The sequence below is a fragment of the Shewanella cutis genome (genome assembly GCF_022410515.1).
Taxonomy (GTDB): Bacteria; Pseudomonadota; Gammaproteobacteria; order Enterobacterales; family Shewanellaceae; genus Shewanella; species Shewanella cutis.
On the sequence record NZ_JACSDI010000024.1, the window covers coordinates 1 to 20,980 of the forward strand.

The window sequence follows — 20,980 nt, forward strand, 5'->3', positions numbered from 1 at the left end:
AGTGTATGACTGGGCTTTTTTATGCCATCAAATGCACTATGGCCAGCTGTTTGGCAATAACCGCCTACTTAGGGTTTTTCTCAAAACGGGCTAACAAGCTTGAGGTGTCCCAGCGATTGCCGCCCATGGCTTGAACTTCTGAGTAAAACTGATCCACAAGCGCGGTTAAGGGTAAGTGCGAACCATTGCGACGAGCCTCTTCTAGGGCAATGCCTAAATCCTTACGCATCCAATCGACGGCAAAACCAAAATCATAGCTTTGGCCCCACATGGTCTTGTAGCGATTTTCCATCTGCCAGCTTTGCGCTGCACCTTTACTGATCACTTCCACCACTTTTTCACCGTCAAGACCGGCCTTCCGAGCAAATTGCAGCGCTTCGGCAAGGCCTTGAACCACACCTGCAATACAAATTTGGTTGACCATCTTAGTGAGCTGCCCAGCGCCCACTTCACCTAAACGCTCAGCGCAGCGCGCAAACGCCTCGATAACGGGCTTAACACGCTCGAACACGGCTTGCTCACCACCAACCATAACCGTGAGCACACCATTTTCAGCCCCAGCTTGTCCGCCAGACACGGGAGCATCGAGAAAATCTATGCCCTTCTCACCTAGCACTTTATGTAACTCGCGGGCCACATCGGCAGACGCAGTGGTATGGTCAACCAGCACCGCGCCCTGCGCCATACCATGGATCACCCCATCATCCCCTAACACCACTTCACGTAGATCGTTATCATTGCCCACACAAGTAAATACAATATCTTGACCTATTGCTGCCTCTTTAGGCGTTGGGCAGCAGCGACCGCCATAGGTATCGACCCAAGTTTGTGCCTTAGCAAAAGTCCGGTTATACACTGTGACCTCATGGCCCTTGTTGAGTAAGTGTCTTGCCATGGGGTAACCCATTACGCCTAAACCAATAAATGCGACTTTTGCCATAAGGAATTCCTTTATTTGATAAACAAGATGAAACGTTTCACACCGCACATTTGCCCTGCGTTCATTAACACCAGTCAATTGACAATACTGAATTGGCAACAATGGAATAACGACACGCAGGATGCGTGCCTATGTTACTCCGAGAAAGACCCGACCTAAACTAAAAAAATGCGAGCAAGTGTTTCAACTTAAAGGGCCTATGTGTAGATAAAACGCTGGCGGCAGTGTAGCACTCGCTTAGGAAAGCGTCAGAGCAAAAACGCCCTTAACAACAAACGCAGTGTTCGACAAAAACAACAAAGGCGCACACCGGCGCCTTTATTTCTATAACTAACCCAAATCACTTTTGTACGTGGGCTTCCATTTCAGCGCCAATTTTCTTGCGCATTTCCATTAAGCGCAGTGCGGAATCACGCAGATGAATATCATACTCAGTCTGCGGCACCCATTCAGGTACGGGTGTAGGTTGACCATTTTCATCCACGGCAACCATGATGACGATACAGTGAGTGGTGAGATGGCGCTCTGACACCTTAGGATCCCCTGCCCGTACATCAATACCAATATGCATAGAGGTCTTGCCGGTATAAATCACCTTAGCGCTGACTTCGACTATATTTCCCACGAGGATAGGCTGAACAAATCGAATTCCACCCGCATAGGCTGTAATACAATATTTACCACTCCAGCCCGCAGCACAGGCATAAGCCGCAAGGTCAATCCATTTCATCACAGCGCCACCGTGAACCTTACCACCAAAATTCACATCTGCGGGTTCTGACAAAAATCTCAGGGTAATTTGTCTATCGATACCAGCCATATAACCTCAACTTATTCAGCCACTGTGGCTCAATGATTTTGCAATAAGTTGAGTTTACGATAGAAATGCGCAATAGCGTAAAGATAATTACGATTGTCCCTGTGAAGAGAACCGATTTAGCCAAAGTAGCTTATCAGCCCACAAGAAAGCAATAATCCCGGCAAGGCAAGGCGATACAACCACAACTGTAACTGGCTGTTAACAAAGCGTGTTCCTTTACCCAAAGTGTACAATCCAAGACCAAGCAGAAAGAGCACCATGACTTCGAATCCAGACGACATTTGATTCGTACCAGCAACACTAATGGCGGTGACTAACAAAGCGAACCAGACCACAACATAGGCCGCAATGGCAAAAGTAAACGTCTTCATGCCAATATTCAGATTAGGATGCCAAACCTTAGACTCACCACGAATAAGTTCGGTCAGATTAGCGGTAACAGCCCCAACAATCGGCACGAGAGGAATAACGATAGGGTTTAACATGACAGGCTTCCTTTGAAACGGGGTATTACTGTCATTATCGGCGGCAAACTGGATTAAACAAGCTTGATGAACAAAGGTTAACTATTTGGATATCAGCAGGTTAGAAAGTGATATCCGGCATAATTCGGCATAAAGAAATGCGCCCAAAGGCGCATTTCTTTATCGGCAAACAGTCGTTTAGGCTTTTTTAAACAGCAATGAACCGTTAGTGCCACCAAAGCCGAAGGAGTTACATAGAGCATAATCCAACTTCACATCGCGAGCAGTGTGCGCCACGAAGTCTAAATCACAACCTTCGTCAGGATTATCAAGGTTGATGGTCGGTGGTACCGCTTGATCGCGCAGCGCAAGCAGAGTGAAAATCGCTTCTACTGCACCCGCAGCGCCCAACAAGTGACCCGTCATAGACTTAGTCGAGCTGACAAGCAGGTTGTAGGCATGATCGCCAAACACAGATTTCACCGCTGCCGCTTCCGCTTTATCACCCGCAGGTGTTGAGGTACCGTGGGCATTGATATAACCAATTTTCTCAAATGGCAGCTTAGCATCATTCAGCGCATTGACCATAGCCGCTGCAGCGCCCGCGCCATCACTTGGTGGCGATGTCATATGGAAAGCATCACCGCTCATACCAAAGCCGACGAGTTCACCATAAATGGTCGCACCCCGCGCCTTAGCGTGCTCGTATTCTTCCATCACCATGACGCCCGCGCCATCACCGATGACAAAACCATCACGGTCTTTATCCCATGGACGACTCGCTGCGGTTGGATCATCATTGCGGGTCGACAATGCTTTAGCCGCGCCAAAACCACCCACGCCTAATGGACAAGTGACATCTTCCGCCCCACCAGCGACCATCACGTCAGCATCGCCATAGGCGATAGTACGCGCCGCAAAACCGATATTGTGCACACCTGTAGTACAGGCGGTAGTAACGGCAAAGTTAGGGCCTGTCATACCGTACATAATCGATAAATGGCCAGCAATCATATTGATGATGGTGCTTGGCACGAAGAAAGGTGAAATTTTACGAGGGCCACCGCTTAATAGTGCGCTGTGGTTTTGTTCGATTAACCACATGCCTCCCATGCCCGCACCGATAGCGGTACCAACGCGGCCAGGGTTTACTTTGCTCATATCCAGACCCGAGTCTTGGATAGCTTGAATGCCTGCAGCCATACCATACTGAATAAAGAGGTCCATCTTACGGGCGTCTTTCTTGGTTAAGTACTGCTCAACATCGAAATCTTTTACAGAACCACTGAAACGAGTGGTGAATTCGCTGGCATCAAATTTGGTTATGGGCGCAATCCCACTCTTACCCGAAAGCAGGGCTTTCCAAGTTGTGTCGACAGTATTGCCCACGGGCGTTACTAACCCTAAACCGGTTACCACTACACGACGTTTAGACACGGCAGTCACCTTTTGAATGCTAAATAGATTAAGTTATGACAGACAAATGCGGTTCTATCATTTAAAAGTCTTCGCCAATCTGCGGCGAGCATCTCATGGACAAATGCTGCACAGCTTCCAGAGACGATTGAATGGCACAATTGCAGAATTAGGCGGGGCTAAAACAAAAACAGGCGGCATATATGCCGCCTGTTCTCTAGAATTCAGAATTACTGATTCTTAGAAACGTAATCGATCGCTGCTTGAACAGTAGTGATCTTCTCAGCTTCTTCATCAGGGATCTCGGTATCAAACTCTTCTTCCAGAGCCATAACCAACTCAACAGTGTCCAGAGAATCTGCACCCAGATCGTCAACGAAAGATGCCGCTGGTTTAACGTCTTCTTCTTTAACGCCCAGTTGCTCTACAATGATTTTCTTTACACGTTCTTCGATGTTGCTCATTAGTTTTCTTTCCTATTCAAATTACGCACTTGCGTAAGATTGCGAGTAGTTTATTAGATTTGGCTGACAATGCAAGCTTAGTTTTCGTGGTCTAACCACGAAATTTAGCGACCAATTGATACAGATCACTACTCAGTTGCGACAGTATCCCTGCCATCCGCCCTTAAACCATGTACATTCCGCCATTCACATGCAAAGTCTCGCCTGTGATATAAGCGGCAGAATCCGACGCTAAAAAGAGCACTGCATTGGCAATTTCTTGCGCTTGCCCTAATCGTTCCATCGGAACCTGAGACATGATAGCTTTTTGCTGATCTTCGGTCAGCTCATCAGTCATATCGGTCTGGATAAATCCAGGAGCGATAGCATTAACTGTAATTTGACGAGATGCAACCTCTCTTGCAAGAGATTTTGTAAATCCGATCAAACCAGCCTTTGCTGCCGAGTAGTTAACTTGACCTGCATTGCCCATAGTGCCTACCACTGAACCGATATTGATGATCCGGCCAAAGCGCTTTTTCATCATGGTACGCATCACAGGTTTTGATAGTCTGAACAATGATGTCAGGTTGGTATCGATGATATCGTTCCATTCATCATCTTTCATTCGCATCAGCAAGTTATCACGGGTGATACCCGCGTTATTGACTAGAATATCAACATCTCCCGCTTTTTCTTTGATCGAGTCGAATAAATCGGTGACGGATTGACTATCGGTAACATTAAGCACTAAACCAAAACCTTTGTCACCCAGATATTCTTGAATTGCTGCGGCGCCCTTCTCACTTGTGGCAGTTCCTATTACAACCGCACCCGCTTCGACTAAGGTTTCGGCAATCGCGCGACCAATACCACGGCTCGCACCTGTCACTAAGGCAACTTTGCCCGCTAAACTCAGATTGATACTCATAAAAACTCCTTATTCAGTTAACGCAGCAAGGGATGCAACATCGTTAACTGCTTGGGCAGAAAGCGATTTATTAATGCGTTTTGTAAGACCCGTCAGCACTTTACCTGGGCCGCACTCAACTAATTGGGTTATGCCTTTTTCCGCCATTAATTCAACGGTTTCGCTCCAACGCACTGGGCAATAGAGTTGGCGCACCAGCGCATCTTTAATGTCGGCTACCGCAGTTGGCGATGCCACATCCACGTTATTGATAACGGTGATGCTTGGCGCATTAAACTGCACATCGTTTAAGGCAAGGGCTAATTTATCAGCGGCAGGTTTCATTAATGCGCAGTGTGATGGCACGCTGACAGGCAGCGCCACCGCCATTTTGGCGCCAGATGCTTTACATGCAGCCGCTGCACGTTCAACTGCGTCTTTTTGACCTGCGATAACTACTTGGCCAGGGCTATTGAAGTTAACTGGGCTTACCACTTCGCCTTGGGCGGCCTCAGTGCAAGCATTGGCAATGCCGTCATTGTCAAGGCCAATAATCGCATACATAGCGCCTGTACCTGCAGGCACGGCTTGTTGCATCAGTTGACCACGCAGCTCTACTAATTTAATTGCATCTTTAAAGCCGATGACACCAGCACAGACTAATGCAGAATACTCACCGAGGCTGTGACCCGCTAACATTGTAGGCATGGCCTTGCCTGAGGCGACATAAGCGCGCCAAATGGCAACACTTGCCGCTAATAATGCAGGTTGGGTTTTATCCGTTTCGTTTAAGGTTTCTACTGGACCATCTTGTACTAACGCCCATAGGTCATATCCTAAAACCTCACTCGCCTCAGCAAAGGTTTGTCCCACAATGGGTTGTGCTACAGCAAGTTCGGCTAACATGCCTAGCGCCTGTGAACCTTGTCCAGGGAATACAAAAGCTACATTTTCCATATCAAATTACCTATGGCGAACTTAATTTATTGAACACTAAACCGTTATCTTGGACAACAAACCAAGATAACGATAGTTAGGAATTTAGTCGTATCCAGATACGGTTAAAAACGGACGAGCGCACTGCCCCACGCAAAACCGGCACCGAAGGCTTCGAGCAGCAATAGCTGACCACGTTGGATCCGGCCATCACGAACGGCTTCATCCAAGGCAATCGGCACCGATGCAGCTGAGGTGTTACCGTGCTTAGCCAGTGTTAACACCACTTTATCTAAGCTCATATCGAGTTTCTTCGCCGTGGCATTAATAATGCGGAAATTCGCTTGATGCGGCACCAACCAGTCGATCTCCGACTTGTCGATATTATTAAGGCGTAATGTTTCAGTCACGACATGGGATAACTGCGTGACAGCCACTTTAAACACATCATTGCCTTTCATGGTCATAAACCCTACCGCTTCGGAGGTTTCTCCCTGACGCGGTGGAAAAGCACATTTCAGCAAGTCACCTTGACGACCATCAGCATAAATATGGGTAGAGATAATCCCAGGCTCATCGGAAGCGCCGATAATCGCCGCGCCCGCTCCATCACCAAACAGAATAATGGTGGTGCGATCTTCTGGTTCGCATAGGCGGGACAATACATCTGCACCAATGACAAGCACTTTTTTCGCGGTACCATTTTTAACGAATTGGTCTGCCACGGATAAGGCATAAACAAAACCTGAGCAGGCTGCCGCAATATCGAAGGCCGGAATGGTATGAACGCCAAGCATCGCTTGAATTTCGCATGCCGCTGCTGGGAATGCATTTGCCGCACTGGTGGTGCCACAAATGATCATATCTAACTCTGATGCTTCTATGCCGGCCATCTCGAGCGCATTTAATGCCGCCAGATAACCCATAGTTGAGACTGTTTCATCTTGCGCCGCAATGCGACGTTCTGAAATACCAGTGCGTTCCACAATCCATTGGTCACTGGTTTCCACCATTTTTTCCAAATCTTGATTACTACGCACCTGCACCGGTAGGTAACTACCAGTTCCGAGAATTTTTGTATGCATAAGGAGGAATCAGTTATTTATATCTAAAAGAATCGACTCCAAACGATCTTTTATCATTTCGGGGAGTCGACGTTGCGCTTCAGTCACTGCCAAACTAATTGCTTGTAAATAAGCAGCTTCATCCGCATTTCCATGGCTCTTTACAACTATGCCGCGCAATCCTATCAGACTTGCACCATTATAGTGGTCGGGGTTCATCTGGCTGAGGACCGCCTGAATGCGAGGGGCGATGAGTTTTGCCAAAAAACGCACGAAGAAACCTTGGGTTAGGCCCCGTTTTAACTGATGTACCAATAGTTTGGCAATGCCTTCAGAGGTTTTGAGCGTGATGTTACCCACAAAACCATCACAAACGATCACATCCACATTCCCTGAATAAATTTCATCACCTTCAATAAAGCCGGTGTAATTAACCTGTTCGGTGTTTTGGAGTATTTGCGCCGCCTGTTGCACCTGATCGTTGCCTTTGATTTCTTCTGTGCCCACATTTAGCAGCGCCACTTTCGGACGGGATTTCTTATCCACCGCTTCACACAGCACTGAGCCCATCACGGCAAATTGGAAAAGTGTTTCTGAATCGCAGGAAATATTGGCACCTAAGTCCAATAAATAAACTGGCTTTTGCGTCACTGAAGGTAAACAACTGACCAATGCAGGCCTGTCCACTCCGGGCAAGGTTTTTAACAACACCTTAGCCATCGCCATTAACGCACCGGTATTTCCCGCACTCACGCACGCAGCAGCGCGTCCATCTCGCACCAGTTCAATCGATAAGCGCATCGAACTATTTTTACGGGTGCGCAAAGCATGCACGGGCCTGTCAGACATGCTCACCACTTCATCGGTGTGAATGACTTGAATACGGGAGAGTAACTCTTGTTCTGCTTGGTGCAGATAGACATCTATTTCAGTCTTATCACCGACTAAAATGATTTTAAGGGAATAATGAGATTTTAGTGCCCGCAAAGCTGCAGGCACTGTGACGTGGGGGCCATGATCGCCGCCCATCGCATCTAACGCGAGCGTCAGACTCGTCATTAGGAAACCAACAAATTACTTGTTGATTACCTTTTTACCGCGATAGAAACCATCAGCAGTCACGTTGTGACGCATATGGACTTCACCGCTGGTAGCGTCTACAGACAGCTGAGCAGTGCTCAGTGCGTCATGTGAACGGCGCATACCGCGCTTTGAACGAGATTTTTTATTCTGTTGTACAGCCATTGGCCCTGTCTCCTAGATTACTTGCTCTTCAGTTTTTCTAACACTGCAAACGGATTTGGACGCTCCTCTTGAGCGGGTTCGATCTCGCCTACAACTATGTCCATGGATCCGATATTGCAATCAGTCTCTTCATGCATCGGAATAATAGGCATAGCGACTATCAATTCATCTTCGATCAATTGATGCAGACGTACTTCGCCAATCTCATTGCACTCAATTGGGTCATACGCATCCGGGAGCTCATCGATTTCTGCCTTAGTCCGGCATGGACCGAAGCAAAACTCGACCGTAACCTCAGTGGTAAATAGCGCCATGCAACGTTGACAAACCAGAGTGAGCTCCGTCACAGCCTTCCCTTTCAGGTAGACTATCCCCTGCAAATCTACGCCACATTCAATCGACACTGCCACATCGGAACAGTCGCCGGCACATAACTCATTTAATCTTTTCAATTGCTGCCCTGGCACTATCCCCTCATAGGTAGAACGGCTCGAGGCGGCGCGAATAGGATCAATTGAAACCGGTATCTTTACTGTTTGCATAAGGCGCGCATATTATAGTTTGAAAACGCTAGAGTCAAAGAAAAATTTCTTACTTAAGTCCCAGTTTGCAACTTAAGCGATTCTCTAGCCCCAACATTGAATTAACGGAAGCGAAATTTTACCCAAGCAGGGGGCGGCACACAAGCGCTAGCCGTCTAAAATAGCCGCATTCACCGAAAGAATCCTTAATTACCTTCCTAAAGTAACTGCTTCTGTTACCACGGCTTGCATTCAATCATCCAGATTGGCGACAATAAGTGAAGTTTTCTAATGGATTATTAATGATGGCACCACAGTTAATCCTCGCCTCCACCTCTGTATATCGGCAAACACTACTACATAAATTAGGCTTACCATTTGAATACTGCGATCCTAATATTGATGAAACCCCAATAGCAAATGAGTCAGCCCAAGCCTTAGTTTTACGGTTAGCGCAGGCCAAAGCGGAGGCTGGTGCAAAATATTTTCCCGATGGACTGATTATTGGCTCCGACCAAGTCGCAGTGATTGATAGCAAGATCATAGGTAAACCATTAAATCGCGACAATGCCATTCAGCAGCTAAGCCAAGCTTCAGGCAAAACCATTACCTTTTACACAGGGCTTGCACTTTATAATGCTCAAACGGGTGAAATAAATGCTCAAGTAGAACCTTTTACAGTGCATTTTAGACACCTAGCAGCATCACAAATCTGTGCTTATGTGGATAAAGAGCAACCGTTTTACTGTGCTGGCAGTTTCAAAAGTGAAGGTTTAGGCATTGCCCTCTTTAGTCGTTTAGAGGGACGAGATCCTAATACCCTTGTAGGATTGCCTTTGATCCTGCTGACAGAAATGTTGCTCAGCCAAGGCATTGATGTATTAGCTTAATGATTATAAAAGCCGTTATAAAAATAACGGCCTTTTAAATAAGCGATGTAAGATTAACGACAACCGTAACGAGATTTTCAGTTGAAAGGGATTATGGTGCAAGCATTAAGCATTGGCAGAAAGCACGTTTATGTTCGCCACTTTTCTGTCTTGTAACTTTCGTGTCTTATAAATGCAGAAAGAGCTGCTGCGGTGAATCAATCAGTGCTATCGGCTTAGCTTGTTGTAATACCGCCTCACTATGGGCGCCATAGGTCACACCGATACTATCAATCCCTGCATTCGTGGCCATGGTTAAATCTAGTAAAGAGTCACCGACCATCAATGCACGCTCGGGCTGAATTTGTAATTCCTGCAACAGACTTAAGATCATTTCTGGGTGGGGCTTACTGGGGGCTTCATCGGCACAGCGGGAGGCAATAAAGTAATGTCCTAACCCTGATTGTTCCCATACTCGGTTAAGCCCAGCCCTAGCCTTGCCCGTAGCAACAGCAAGTTGGTATCCTGCCATTGTTAATGATTCAAGTAATTGTGGCGCTTGGTCAAAGATTGGCGTTGGCGTTGCATCAAGGTGCAAGTACTGCGTCTTAAATTCGGCGCGCATCGTGATGTAACACGCTTCAGTACCGGTGCATATAATGGAAGATGTACTAACGGGTATATCCAGCTCAAGAGACGCAGATAATCGTGGCGGTGAAGATAGTAACCCACAAGGAAATAACATTTGAAGTGCTTGCGTCATCGACAAGCCAATCACATTACGAATATCCGTCTCTGAGGGGACAGGAAGCGCCAGTGCCCTAGCCATATTCTCTATGCAAATAATGATTTTGCCGATGGAATCCATCAAAGTGCCATCCCAATCAAAAATCACTAAATCATATTTATGCAGGGTAGAATGGTTGGCAGCCTTCATGCTTCAGGGTTATCCACGGGTATATAGAGAGGAGCGGGAATTAAACCCGCTTTAACTTATTCAACAATTGCTGCAGATTATCATCCAGTGGTGCAGAAACCCGCATCACTTCATCGTTTTCAGGATGGATAAACATTAATTCTGCCGCATGTAAAAACAATCTGCTCAAGCCTAGGGAACGCATACTGTCATCGAAAGCTTGCTCGCTGTACTTATCATCACAGGCAATAGGATGCCCCGCATATTGACAATGTACGCGAATTTGATGGGTACGCCCCGTGACCGGACTCGCCTGCACCAATGTACAACCTTGATAACGCTGCACAATTTTAAAACGCGTTTCTGATGGTTTGCCTTCTGCATTGACTCGCACAATGCGCTCACCGGATTTAAGTGTCAGCTTTAATAAAGATTGTTTGACCACTTTATCCTGCGCCGACCACTCCCCCTTAACTAAAGCTAAGTAATCCTTCTGCATTTTTTTATAACGCAGTTGATCGTGCATATGTTTAAGCGCACTGCGTTTTTTAGCAACTAACAGTACGCCAGAGGTATCTTTATCGAGGCGATGAACTAATTCTAAAAACTTCTGTTGTGGACGTAAGGAGCGCAGCGCTTCAATCACACCATAATCAACACCACTGCCACCATGCACAGCGATACCTGCAGGTTTATTCAATACAATTAGATGATTGTCTTCATGCAGAATACGATCTTCGAGCTGTGACACTTTACTCAAATTTGCAGATGGTGCGGTGCGATTATCCGGTTCAGCTATTCTCACGGGGGGCACACGTACCACATCACCGATTTGTAATTTATATTCTGGCTTAATACGTTTTTTATTCACTCGTACTTCGCCCTTACGGACGATACGGTAAATCATGCTCTTAGGTACACCTTTGAGCGCGGTGATTAAAAAATTATCAATTCGTTGGTCGAGGTGGTCTTCGTCAATCGTGATTAACTGCACCTGTTGCTGTGGAGATTCTGTATTCATGATGTGCCATCTACTTATAACGGCGGTCATTGTACAACAACTCACAAGAATTGTGCCTTTCCATTGCTGAATTTTTTGATTATTGCTATATTTCACCAGCGATTAGGGATAAGCCGTGAATAAAGTGTTCACAAAGTCCCTGTCCCAAGTGAAAAGCTTTATAGATCAAAAAAGATTTTCTTGATAGCAACTCATTGATTTGCAGATCGTATACTGAGTAAAAATACCACAAATGCGTTTTTTACGATTAAATCGAGAATCTCACCTTACTTTAACAAGGTTTATCGAAAGTTTTTCTCACCGATTTCGAAATATATTTTAACTTGTCGTCAGACAAACCGATTCGACTTGGGCATTACCGGAACGAAATTAAAGAATTTATGGGGTTGGTTGATGTTTTACAACGAATTCCTTGTTTTTGTAATCATTAAAAAATAAGCCATAAATAGGATGCGACACGCAGCGACTGCGTCTAACAGCAATGCGCACCTTGCCTAGCTCACCAGCCGAGAGGCTTTGTTCACCACAGCTAGGCCCGTAATGCAACGAAACGCGATTGTTTGATGACCTCTATTTAAAGAAGAATGACGTCATCATGAAACGTATGTTAATTAATGCAACTCAATCAGAAGAGTTGCGTGTTGCCCTCGTTGACGGGCAACAACTGTACGACCTCGATATTGAAAGTCCTGGTCATGAGCAAAAAAAATCTAATATTTACAAGGGTAAGATCACCCGCGTAGAACCCTCTTTAGAAGCCGCTTTCGTTGACTATGGTGCTGAGCGTCACGGCTTTTTACCATTAAAAGAAATCGCCAGAGAATATTTCCCTAAAGGCTATTCTTTCCAAGGTCGCCCGAACATCAAAGAAGTAGTCAGTGAAGGACAAGAAGTTATTGTTCAAATTGACAAAGAAGAACGCGGCAACAAAGGTGCGGCGCTAACTACCTTTATTAGCCTTGCTGGCTCTTATTTAGTGTTAATGCCGAACAACCCTCGTGCAGGCGGCATTTCTCGCCGTATCGAAGGTGATGAACGCACTGAATTAAAAGAAGCCATGGCCGATTTAGAAGTCCCTGCAGGCATGGGCCTTATCGTCCGTACCGCTGGTGTAGGTAAAGAATCGACTGAGCTAAAGTGGGACTTAAAAGTTCTGCAACATCACTGGGCTGCGATCACTGAAGCCGCACAAACCAAAGGTGCGCCTTTCCTCATTCACCAAGAAAGTAACGTGATTGTTCGCGCAATTCGTGACTACTTGCGCCGAGATGTGGGTGAAATTTTAATCGACCATCCACGTATTTACGAAGAAGCCAAACAACACATTGCCCTCGTGCGCCCAGACTTTGTTGAACGTGTAAAGCTCTACGAAGCTGAAGTACCATTGTTTACACACTACCAAATCGAGTCACAAATTGAATCTGCGTTCCAACGTGAAGTGCGCTTGCCATCTGGCGGTTCAATTGTTATCGACCCGACAGAAGCCTTAACCTCTATCGATATCAACTCTGCCCGTGCCACTAAGGGCGGTGATATTGAAGAAACGGCATTAAATACCAACCTTGAAGCCGCCGATGAAATTGCCCGTCAATTACGTCTTCGTGACTTAGGTGGTTTAGTAGTTATCGACTTTATTGATATGACACCAGTTCGTCATCAACGTGAAGTCGAAAATCGTTTACGCGATGCCGTGCACCACGACCGCGCCCGAGTACAATTAGGCCGTATTTCACGCTTTGGTTTGATGGAGATGTCGCGCCAGCGTTTACGTCCGTCATTGGAAGAGTCCGCAGCCCATATCTGCCCTCGTTGCCATGGCCAAGGCACAATCCGTAGTACTGAATCTTTAGCGCTGTCGATTCTGCGTTTGATGGAAGAGGAAGCCATCAAAGAAAACACCTCACAAATCGAAGCCATTGTACCTGTCGATGTTGCTGCCTTCCTACTAAACGAGAAGCGTAAAGCGATCCGTATTACTGAGCAACGCCACGATGTGGAAGTCTATGTGATCCCAGATCCACATATGATGACCCCTGATTATCGCGTGATCCGTCACCGCACCGATGATGAAATCGACGAATCCAGCTATAAGCGTATTGAGCAGCCAGAAGCCAAATTGTATGAACCACGTAAATTGGAACGCACTGCGGCACCTGCACCTGCGCTAAAAGGCTTTACTGCGCCACAGAAAGTGGAACAAGATGTTGCGCCAGTCGCCAAACTAGAAACCGCAAAGCCAGGTTTATTTAGTAAACTCTTCAGTGCAATTGGCTCCTTCTTTAGCTCGAGCGATAACGCTGCAACGGAGAAAAGCACCGAGACTAAAAAGTCTGATAGCCAGGCCACCAATGCGAACCGTCGTAACCGTCGTAATGACACTCGCCGCACTCGCAATAACCAAGACACTGAAAAAGCCAAAGAAGGCTCACGCGAGCCACGTGCGCGCAATGCCAAGAAAGTGGCCGATGCCCCACAAGCGCAAGAGCGCCCAATCCGTGAAAAGGATGAAAGTGCGAAGCGCGCTAAGCCTGAGGCTAAGAACCGTAGTCAAGCACCAAAAGAAGTGATTGCAGATGTTCAAGACGAAGCGCCAAAGCAAGAAGTCGTCCGTGAACGTCGTCAACGCCGCAATATGCGCCGCAAAGTTCGTATGGACAACACCAATGATGTTGTAGAAACGTCAATTCAGGAAGAAGCAATATTAGCTGAAATCGTTGCAATCAATGCAGATGCCGCTGTAGAGGCTCAACCGGAAGCTAAAGCACCGCGTTCGCGTCGTCAGCCACGTAAAGAGGTCGCGGTTGCCAATGAGACTGCAGACACTCCAGCAACAGATGCTGCTGATGTGATCGCTGCAGCGAAGCCAATTGATGCCATCGCTGATGCTCCTATCGTTGAAAGCCAAGCTGACATACAAGTTGCTCCCAAGTCAGAAGCTCAATTAGCTGACGAAGACAACACCGACGTAAATGCCGACGCGGATGACAAAACCAAACGCGAATCCCGTGATGGACAACGTCGTAGTCGTAGAAGCCCTCGTCATCTGAGAGCTGCTGGCCAACGTCGCCGCCGTGATGAAGATGAGCAAAGCACAGCTGCTCCAGCACAGTTCATTCCAAATGATGCGTTAGGGGAAGACCAAGACTACCCAGCACCAATGGCAATAGTTGAAACGGTTAACTTTGCAGAGCAAGCTGTGGCTGAAACAGTCGCAGTGGAAGTTGAGCTGAAAAGTGTAGCAACACAGCCAACAACTGTTGCACACACGGCCGATGTCACTACAGCCTTAGAAGTAACTTTCTCTGAAAGTAAAGCGATAGACGACACTACGCCAGCAGTTGAAGTTGAACAACTCACGGATATAAAAACGGATGTTGCCAAAACTGAAATCGCATCTGAACCTGTAGTCACTTTAGTCAATGATAATGCTGCACAAACGGTTAAGGTATCTAACGTTGTAGCAGGGTCATCAGTGGTAATAGAACCCACAGTGCAAACCACAGTAGTAGCGAAAACGGACGTTACAACCTCTGATGCAAAAGCTGAAGAAGTGACACAAGCGACTGAAAAAGCTGAACTGAAAGAAGCGGTAAAATCTGTCGCATCTGCACCGATGGCAAAACCCGCAGCGATAGTCAAACCTCAGGTTAAGCCTGTGATGGCTCAAGCTTCAGCGGTTCAACCAGCACAAGCGGTTGTGAGCAAACCCAAAACCGCTAGCCGTTTTGGTTCTATGGTGTCATCTGAAATGACCAAACCAACTGTAGAAGTCAGAGCACAGGTAGAAGTGCCTAAAGGCCGTGAGTACGAGAATACTCCAGCCTCTGAAGCAGCCCCTAAGCTGAAACACAGTAATAGTGCAGAATCGGATATGGCTCGACCATAATTCCTCTACACAACCTAAAAAGGCATGCACTTGCATAATGCCGATCGTTTTAAGTAATTGAACGATCCTGTGCAAGAATCATAATCGGTCTCAACATTGTTGAGGCCGATTTTTTTATGTCCGAATTTTCTAAAGAGTGACAGCTCACCGCTGTGTTTTTCCAAGAGCATCATCTCAATACCTTTGCCAAATATATCCGGCTAGAGTGGGTGAAAGAAGCCGTAAAACCAACGGTCAGAGCTTCCATCCGTAAGCGTCGGTTTCCTCTGCCGAGCAAGCAGTCTTAGGGATTGCTCTGCTAAGACATCGCTCCATTTAAATGGTGTGTCACAGATTTGCATTGTTGGTAACACTGGCTTTCCCTGATGCAAAAGGAGCGCTCCCTGAAGCTGTCACCTTTGCCTTTGTCAGCAATGTAAAACCTATGATAGGACTCTACGCTACTTTCAATATAGGATTAGTCACAGCCTTAATTGGCGCGAGCCCAAGCATGACATCTATCGGTACGATGGCAATAGTAATTGAACAGAAATTGTGGTGAAAATGACAGGAGCAGTTTTATCGGAAATGCGATGCTCAAAGTGCAACGAAGGAAAGTATTTAAAGATAAAAACAGCACAAATAAAAAGAGCTATGGTAAAAACCACAGCTCTTAAATCCATTGCTGTCAGCGCTAGGCTAACGGCACTGAAAATTAACCGATTACGGTTACGTTTTCAGCTTGAGGACCTTTTTGACCTTGAGTCACAGTGAAAGACACTTTCTGACCTTCGTCAAGAGTTTTGAAACCGTCAGAGTTGATTGCACGGAAGTGAACGAATACGTCTGGACCAGATTCTTGCTCGATGAAACCAAAACCTTTGTCAGAGTTGAACCACTTAACTACACCAGTAACTTGAGACATGATATAAATCCTGTAAATAAAAAATTAAAGCCTTAACGGCGGTGGAGCTGGAAAATGCCGGTATTACTTATGTTTACAGGACGAACTGGTCGTATTGAACACATAAATATAAGCCCAACCTTCAAGCTAGTAAAACTATAAACCATTCTAAAGATAAGTCAACATACTGCGACACTTTGAAAAATTTATTTAAACAAAGCCCTTTAAGGTTTTGCTACCGGCTCGTAGAACAATATGTTCATACGGCTTAAGCATTGACAGTAAAGCATTTTAAATAGCTTATTTCAATAGGTTAAAATCAGCCTCTAGACTGAAATGCGATAAACCTCAATCTGGAAGTCTAATTCACAACTTAATCCACCCAAAGCAAAGGCCTGCTTCTGCTCGGCAGTAAACTTCCATGCATAGGGGGTCATTTCGAGGAAATGGCCGATATCTTGGCTTTCGCTTAGCTCAAGTTGTGACCTAAGCCGTTCTTGATGTAGGCATTCAAATCCATCAATTCTGGCCTCTGACTCAGGATGCAATCTAGGCTCGTCATAAATTTGTTGTTTCAGCGCAAAATGATGTAAAGGCCCAGGCGATACCGTGATAAGAATACCGTCTGGTGCCATGATCCGCTGAAGCTCTTCCACTTTTGACGGCGCGTAAATCCGAATAGCTAAATCAATGCTGTTTGATGGAATCGGCATTTCATAAGCGCTCGCAACACAAAAGCTTAAGTTGGGATAACGTTTGGCTGCATATTTTATCGCCGATTTAGAAATATCGACGCCCTGCAGATGACATGCATGATGAGCGGCAAGGGCATTGTATAAACGATGGCTGTAGTAGCCTTCGCCACAACCTATATCAAGGATCTGTTGTGCATTACAGGCATATTGAAGTGCCAATCGGTTTACTCTATCACTCAAGTTTTGATAATAACCCGCATTTAAGAACTCCCTGCGAGCAAACATCATTTGCTGATTATCACCCGGATCTTTGGAGTTTTTTTTCTGAACAGGAAGTAGATTGACATAACCTTCTTTTGCCATATCAAACTTATGTGACTGAGGGCATCCCCAAGTTCGTTCTGTCAAGGTGAGGGGTAACGCACACAAAGGACATATATATTGCATTAATTAACTCTATTCAAAAATGAGGGATGTCAGGGTTATATCTCATCTTCCATTAATCGCTCGACCATTTGCAGTAATTCAGGCGAAGCGAGCAACTCAAAACATTCGAGCTTCCTTAAGGCGTTATCGATATTCAGCCCATCATTTGCCGCTCGGCTAAAGCTCGGGCGCTCAAACATGTGGGTATAAGTTCGAAATAGCCATTGACGCTTTTGTTGTAATAAAGGATCAAGTCGAACGGCCTCTTCGGCTAAGCTGGTATGACATTGACCAAGTTCACCCCGTAAAAATGCTTGTAGCTCCAATCTTACTTGTTCAATTTCAGTAAGATAAACCGCAAGGGATTCTGATGTCGCACTGTAATCGTATTCCCTTGCAAGAATAGCCTTAGCCATCATCAACACTTTAGGGTCATGTAAGCCTCTGATATCAGATTCGAGTGTCACAAACTCAAACTTAGATGCCGCTTGCAAAGACAACACCACACCATCGTTCACATCAACTTTAATTGAAATTCCTGCGCGCAACTCTTGGGCACAAAATTTAGGGGCTGTGCCCATACGGTGATAAAGCCTAACGCCTTGACCTAAACTCCTTGATATAGGAGAACTAAACATAGAATCAGCAATGGAATCTGAGTTCAGTTTTAGCTCCAATACAGGTTGAAAGCGCACAGCAATTTGCGGCAGTGGGGTTTGCGAAACCACAATCAGCTCAAGCAAGGGCGCTCCCATCGTCTCAAGCACAATAAAATCACTGATATTGCTTGGCAACGTTAATACTAGCGATGATGCCTGCGCGACATTCAGTACCATAGGTTCATTGAGATATTGATGATGCATAAGACTGATCCCCTGTTTCAGAGGGGATTGTAACTGTCAATCGTGGCAAAGATCACCTGTTAAGCGCTTATCTTTTAGATATAATTTCTTAATCAGGATTTTTGCTAATGATAATTGGGGTGAGTTTAAGTGCTATGATGCTATCATTCGACAAAACCGTCATTTGATTGAAATTATGTATACTGCATCTCAGCCAAGCATTTTTTGGCACGATTATGAAACATTCGGTGCCAATCCAGCTAAGGATAGACCGGCCCAATTTGCCGGGATCCGCACCGATTTAGATCTTAACATTATTAGTGAGCCAGAGACCTTTTACTGCAAACAATCAACGGATTACCTGCCCTCACCCGAAGCGATTTTAATTACAGGGATCACACCACAATTAGCGAATTTAAAAGGTTTGCCTGAAACCGAGTTTATGGGGCGCATCCATACTCTCTTTAGCCAGGCGAATACCTGTGTCGCAGGCTATAACTCCTTACGATTTGACGATGAAGTCACCCGCTATGGTTTTTACCGTAACTTTATCGATCCCTATGCCCGCGAATGGCAAAATGGCAATACGCGCTGGGATATCATTGATTTAGTGAGAGCTTGTTATGCCTTTAGACCAGATGGGATCCATTGGCCATTAAAAGAAGACGGTTCACCCAGTTTTAAGCTGGAACATCTGACCCAAGCCAATGGTTTAAGCCATGAAAAAGCACACGATGCAATGTCCGATGTTTACGCCACCATCGCAATGGCAAAACTGATTAAAGAAAAACAACCTAAGTTATATCAGTACTATTTTGAATTGCGCCGTAAACAAGCTGTCAGCGCGCAAATCGACGTACTGAATATGCAACCGCTTGCACATGTAAGTTCAAAAATCAGTGCAATGCATGGTTGTACCACCCTGATTGCTCCCGTCGCACACCATCCAAGTAACAAAAACGCCATTATTTGCGTAAACTTAGCGATGGATTTAAGCCCGCTGTTTGAGCTGGATGTCGAGCAGATAAAAACCCGCATGTACACGCCAAGAGCGGAGCTTGCCGACGATGAGTTACCCATCCCAGTCAAGCAGGTGCATCTTAATAAATGCCCCTTTATTACTTCGGCCAAAATTTTAGATGATGTGCAGGCAGAAAGACTCAATATTGATAAAGCCTTTGCCAGAGAGCAATACAAACGCTTAAAGGCTCACCCTGAATTACGGGAGAAGCTGGCGCAACTGTTTGAGCATGATGGCGAAGCAACAACCACAGATCCTGACTTAATGTTGTATTCGGGTGGATTTTTCAGCCCTGCCGATAAAGCCAAGATGGAGATCATTCGCCATACCTTGCCTCAAAATTTAGCCGCGCTTGATTTGCAATTTGATGATGGACGCATTCCCGAAATGCTATTCCGTTATCGGGCGCGCAATTATCCCGAATTGCTTGATGATCAAGAGTCTCATCGCTGGCGCACCTTTTGCCAACAGCGTTTGGCCGATCAGGATTATCTGCTCAAGCTTGAAAATCTTCTGCAGGATACCGAAGGCGAAGAGCATAAACAAAAGCTACTCGCCGCCCTGTGCCACTATCTGCGTGGGTTGTAGGCCACAAAATAGTCCATGTTTTTGTTGATTTAACGCCTATGATTGATAACTTCTTTCAGATGTTAACTAACAGGCGCAGAATTGAACCATAAACGCGAACTAACTCGCATTTATACTGTAACAAAATTACTAGAATGTTCTTCCATGAACTTAACAAACAAGGAGTCGGGAAATGCAAGATAGATTTATCCGAAGCATAACCCAGCTGCCAACCCCATTGGCTGACGCATTAATTCCCTTATTACATCAAGGTTTTGCGGGACATATCGATGCACAGCAACTGGCAGAGTTAGTTAAAAGCAGCAATATGACCGAATCAGAGGTGTTACTGGCTTTGTTACCTATTGCCGCCGCCTTGGCCAAACCACCGATTAGTGAGTTTTATGTAGGTGCGATTGCCAAAGGAAAAAGTGGCGACATTTATATGGGCGCCAACCTTGAACTGTCTGGCGAAGCCCTCTTCCACTCAGTACATGCTGAGCAAAGCGCCATTAGTCACGCGTGGCTTAGCGGCGAAAGCCAGATCGTGGATATGATAGTGAATGCCAGCCCCTGCGGTCATTGCCGTCAGTTTATGAATGAATTAGTCGATGGTGGCCAAATCAAGATCCATTTGCCATCACAAGATAGCCATTTACTGTCCTATTATCTGCCCTACGCGTTTGGACCAAAGGACTTAAATGTTCAGTCACCGCTGTTAGTCAAGCGGGAAACTGAATTTGCACTCGATAGCAGCGATCCTATGGTGATTGAAGCCTTAGATCATGCGGGCTTAAGCTACGCGCCTTATACCCAAAGCTATGGGGCGGTTGTTTTAGAAACTGCGGATGGCGCAACCTACTGTGGTCGCTACGCAGAAAACGCCGCGTTTAACCCATCGATGCTCCCAATGCAAATGGCCCTATCGAATCTGACTCGGCATAACCGTGATTTTGCAGAGATCCGCCGCGCGGTATTGGTGGAATCCTCCCAAGGTAAAATCAGCTTAGTGGGGGCAACTATGGATGCATTACACGCCGTTGCAGCCATAGAGCTTGAACATATTGTGGTTGATCCTATCTAGGATAAGTTGAC

21 protein-coding genes are annotated in these 20,980 nt (G+C 45.9%); 5 read left to right on the forward strand and 16 right to left on the reverse strand.

Features of this window, described 5'->3' with window-relative positions; all coding sequences use genetic code 11:
• Positions 1 to 64: 64 nt before the first annotated feature.
• The 11 genes from H9J30_RS19590 to yceD form a co-directional block, all read right to left on the reverse strand.
• Entirely contained in the window at positions 65 to 940 is an 876-nt protein-coding gene (locus H9J30_RS19590; RefSeq protein ID WP_240132532.1) for an NAD(P)-dependent oxidoreductase, read from the reverse strand.
• A gap of 340 nt (positions 941 to 1,280) precedes the next feature.
• A complete protein-coding gene (locus H9J30_RS19595) occupies positions 1,281 to 1,760 on the reverse strand; it encodes an acyl-CoA thioesterase (protein WP_037419717.1) in 480 nt (159 codons plus the stop codon).
• A 116-nt stretch (positions 1,761 to 1,876) separates the two neighbouring features.
• Positions 1,877 to 2,245 carry a hypothetical protein gene (locus H9J30_RS19600; RefSeq protein WP_240132533.1) on the reverse strand — a complete coding sequence of 123 codons (369 nt, stop codon included), beginning with the start codon at positions 2,243 to 2,245 and terminating at the stop codon, positions 1,877 to 1,879.
• A 177-nt stretch (positions 2,246 to 2,422) separates the two neighbouring features.
• Positions 2,423 to 3,661 carry a beta-ketoacyl-ACP synthase II gene (gene fabF, locus H9J30_RS19605; RefSeq protein ID WP_240132534.1) on the reverse strand — a complete coding sequence of 413 codons (1,239 nt, stop codon included), beginning with the start codon at positions 3,659 to 3,661 and terminating at the stop codon, positions 2,423 to 2,425.
• Between the two features lie 209 nt (positions 3,662 to 3,870).
• Positions 3,871 to 4,104, reverse strand: coding sequence for an acyl carrier protein (acpP, locus tag H9J30_RS19610; RefSeq protein ID WP_006081231.1), 234 nt, complete (start codon positions 4,102 to 4,104; stop codon positions 3,871 to 3,873).
• A gap of 163 nt (positions 4,105 to 4,267) precedes the next feature.
• Positions 4,268 to 5,014, reverse strand: a complete 747-nt coding sequence (gene fabG, locus H9J30_RS19615) for a 3-oxoacyl-ACP reductase FabG (RefSeq protein WP_011072711.1) — start codon at positions 5,012 to 5,014, stop codon at positions 4,268 to 4,270.
• 9 nt (positions 5,015 to 5,023) lie between these two features.
• Entirely contained in the window at positions 5,024 to 5,950 is a 927-nt protein-coding gene (gene fabD, locus H9J30_RS19620) for an ACP S-malonyltransferase (RefSeq protein ID WP_240132535.1), read from the reverse strand.
• Positions 5,951 to 6,054: 104 nt separating this feature from the next.
• Positions 6,055 to 7,014, reverse strand: a complete 960-nt coding sequence (locus H9J30_RS19625; protein WP_240132536.1) for a beta-ketoacyl-ACP synthase III — start codon at positions 7,012 to 7,014, stop codon at positions 6,055 to 6,057.
• Between the two features lie 9 nt (positions 7,015 to 7,023).
• Complete coding sequence (gene plsX / locus H9J30_RS19630) at positions 7,024 to 8,052, reverse strand: phosphate acyltransferase PlsX (RefSeq protein ID WP_240132537.1); 1,029 nt, start codon at positions 8,050 to 8,052, stop codon at positions 7,024 to 7,026.
• A 15-nt stretch (positions 8,053 to 8,067) separates the two neighbouring features.
• Complete coding sequence (rpmF, locus tag H9J30_RS19635; RefSeq protein ID WP_011072715.1) at positions 8,068 to 8,238, reverse strand: 50S ribosomal protein L32; 171 nt, start codon at positions 8,236 to 8,238, stop codon at positions 8,068 to 8,070.
• A gap of 17 nt (positions 8,239 to 8,255) precedes the next feature.
• Positions 8,256 to 8,780, reverse strand: a complete 525-nt coding sequence (yceD, locus tag H9J30_RS19640; RefSeq protein WP_240132538.1) for a 23S rRNA accumulation protein YceD — start codon at positions 8,778 to 8,780, stop codon at positions 8,256 to 8,258.
• 284 nt (positions 8,781 to 9,064) lie between these two features.
• On the opposite strand from yceD, the gene H9J30_RS19645 reads away from it, so the two are divergent.
• Complete coding sequence (locus H9J30_RS19645; RefSeq protein WP_240132583.1) at positions 9,065 to 9,649, forward strand: Maf family protein; 585 nt, start codon at positions 9,065 to 9,067, stop codon at positions 9,647 to 9,649.
• 166 nt (positions 9,650 to 9,815) lie between these two features.
• Here the strand turns inward: H9J30_RS19645 and H9J30_RS19650 are convergent, their stop codons facing one another.
• Together H9J30_RS19650 and rluC are read right to left on the reverse strand one after the other, a co-directional pair.
• Positions 9,816 to 10,565: an HAD-IIIA family hydrolase gene (locus H9J30_RS19650; RefSeq protein ID WP_240132539.1), complete on the reverse strand. Its 750-nt coding sequence runs from the start codon at positions 10,563 to 10,565 to the stop codon at positions 9,816 to 9,818.
• A gap of 40 nt (positions 10,566 to 10,605) precedes the next feature.
• Positions 10,606 to 11,565: a 23S rRNA pseudouridine(955/2504/2580) synthase RluC gene (rluC, locus tag H9J30_RS19655; protein WP_240132540.1), complete on the reverse strand. Its 960-nt coding sequence runs from the start codon at positions 11,563 to 11,565 to the stop codon at positions 10,606 to 10,608.
• A gap of 595 nt (positions 11,566 to 12,160) precedes the next feature.
• Here rluC and rne point away from each other — a divergent pair.
• Both rne and H9J30_RS21775 read left to right on the forward strand, forming a co-directional pair.
• A complete protein-coding gene (gene rne, locus H9J30_RS19660; RefSeq protein WP_240132541.1) occupies positions 12,161 to 15,451 on the forward strand; it encodes a ribonuclease E in 3,291 nt (1,096 codons plus the stop codon).
• 319 nt (positions 15,452 to 15,770) lie between these two features.
• Complete coding sequence (locus tag H9J30_RS21775) at positions 15,771 to 15,992, forward strand: SulP family inorganic anion transporter (protein WP_427915941.1); 222 nt, start codon at positions 15,771 to 15,773, stop codon at positions 15,990 to 15,992.
• Positions 15,993 to 16,145: 153 nt separating this feature from the next.
• Here the strand turns inward: H9J30_RS21775 and H9J30_RS19665 are convergent, their stop codons facing one another.
• The 3 genes from H9J30_RS19665 to H9J30_RS19675 all read right to left on the reverse strand — a co-directional run bounded on the left by H9J30_RS19665 (position 16,146) and on the right by H9J30_RS19675 (position 18,318).
• A complete protein-coding gene (locus H9J30_RS19665) occupies positions 16,146 to 16,355 on the reverse strand; it encodes a cold-shock protein (RefSeq protein ID WP_011072720.1) in 210 nt (69 codons plus the stop codon).
• A gap of 305 nt (positions 16,356 to 16,660) precedes the next feature.
• On the reverse strand, positions 16,661 to 17,476 hold the full coding sequence (rlmA, locus tag H9J30_RS19670) for a 23S rRNA (guanine(745)-N(1))-methyltransferase (RefSeq protein WP_240132542.1): 816 nt from the start codon (positions 17,474 to 17,476) through the stop codon (positions 16,661 to 16,663).
• A gap of 35 nt (positions 17,477 to 17,511) precedes the next feature.
• Positions 17,512 to 18,318 carry a hypothetical protein gene (locus tag H9J30_RS19675; RefSeq protein WP_240132543.1) on the reverse strand — a complete coding sequence of 269 codons (807 nt, stop codon included), beginning with the start codon at positions 18,316 to 18,318 and terminating at the stop codon, positions 17,512 to 17,514.
• Positions 18,319 to 18,493: 175 nt separating this feature from the next.
• Here H9J30_RS19675 and sbcB point away from each other — a divergent pair, with 175 nt between their 5' ends.
• Together sbcB and cdd are read left to right on the forward strand one after the other, a co-directional pair.
• Positions 18,494 to 19,906 carry an exodeoxyribonuclease I gene (gene sbcB / locus H9J30_RS19680; protein WP_240132544.1) on the forward strand — a complete coding sequence of 471 codons (1,413 nt, stop codon included), beginning with the start codon at positions 18,494 to 18,496 and terminating at the stop codon, positions 19,904 to 19,906.
• A 172-nt stretch (positions 19,907 to 20,078) separates the two neighbouring features.
• Positions 20,079 to 20,969: a cytidine deaminase gene (gene cdd, locus H9J30_RS19685; RefSeq protein ID WP_240132545.1), complete on the forward strand. Its 891-nt coding sequence runs from the start codon at positions 20,079 to 20,081 to the stop codon at positions 20,967 to 20,969.
• The last annotated feature ends 11 nt before the right edge of the window (positions 20,970 to 20,980 follow it).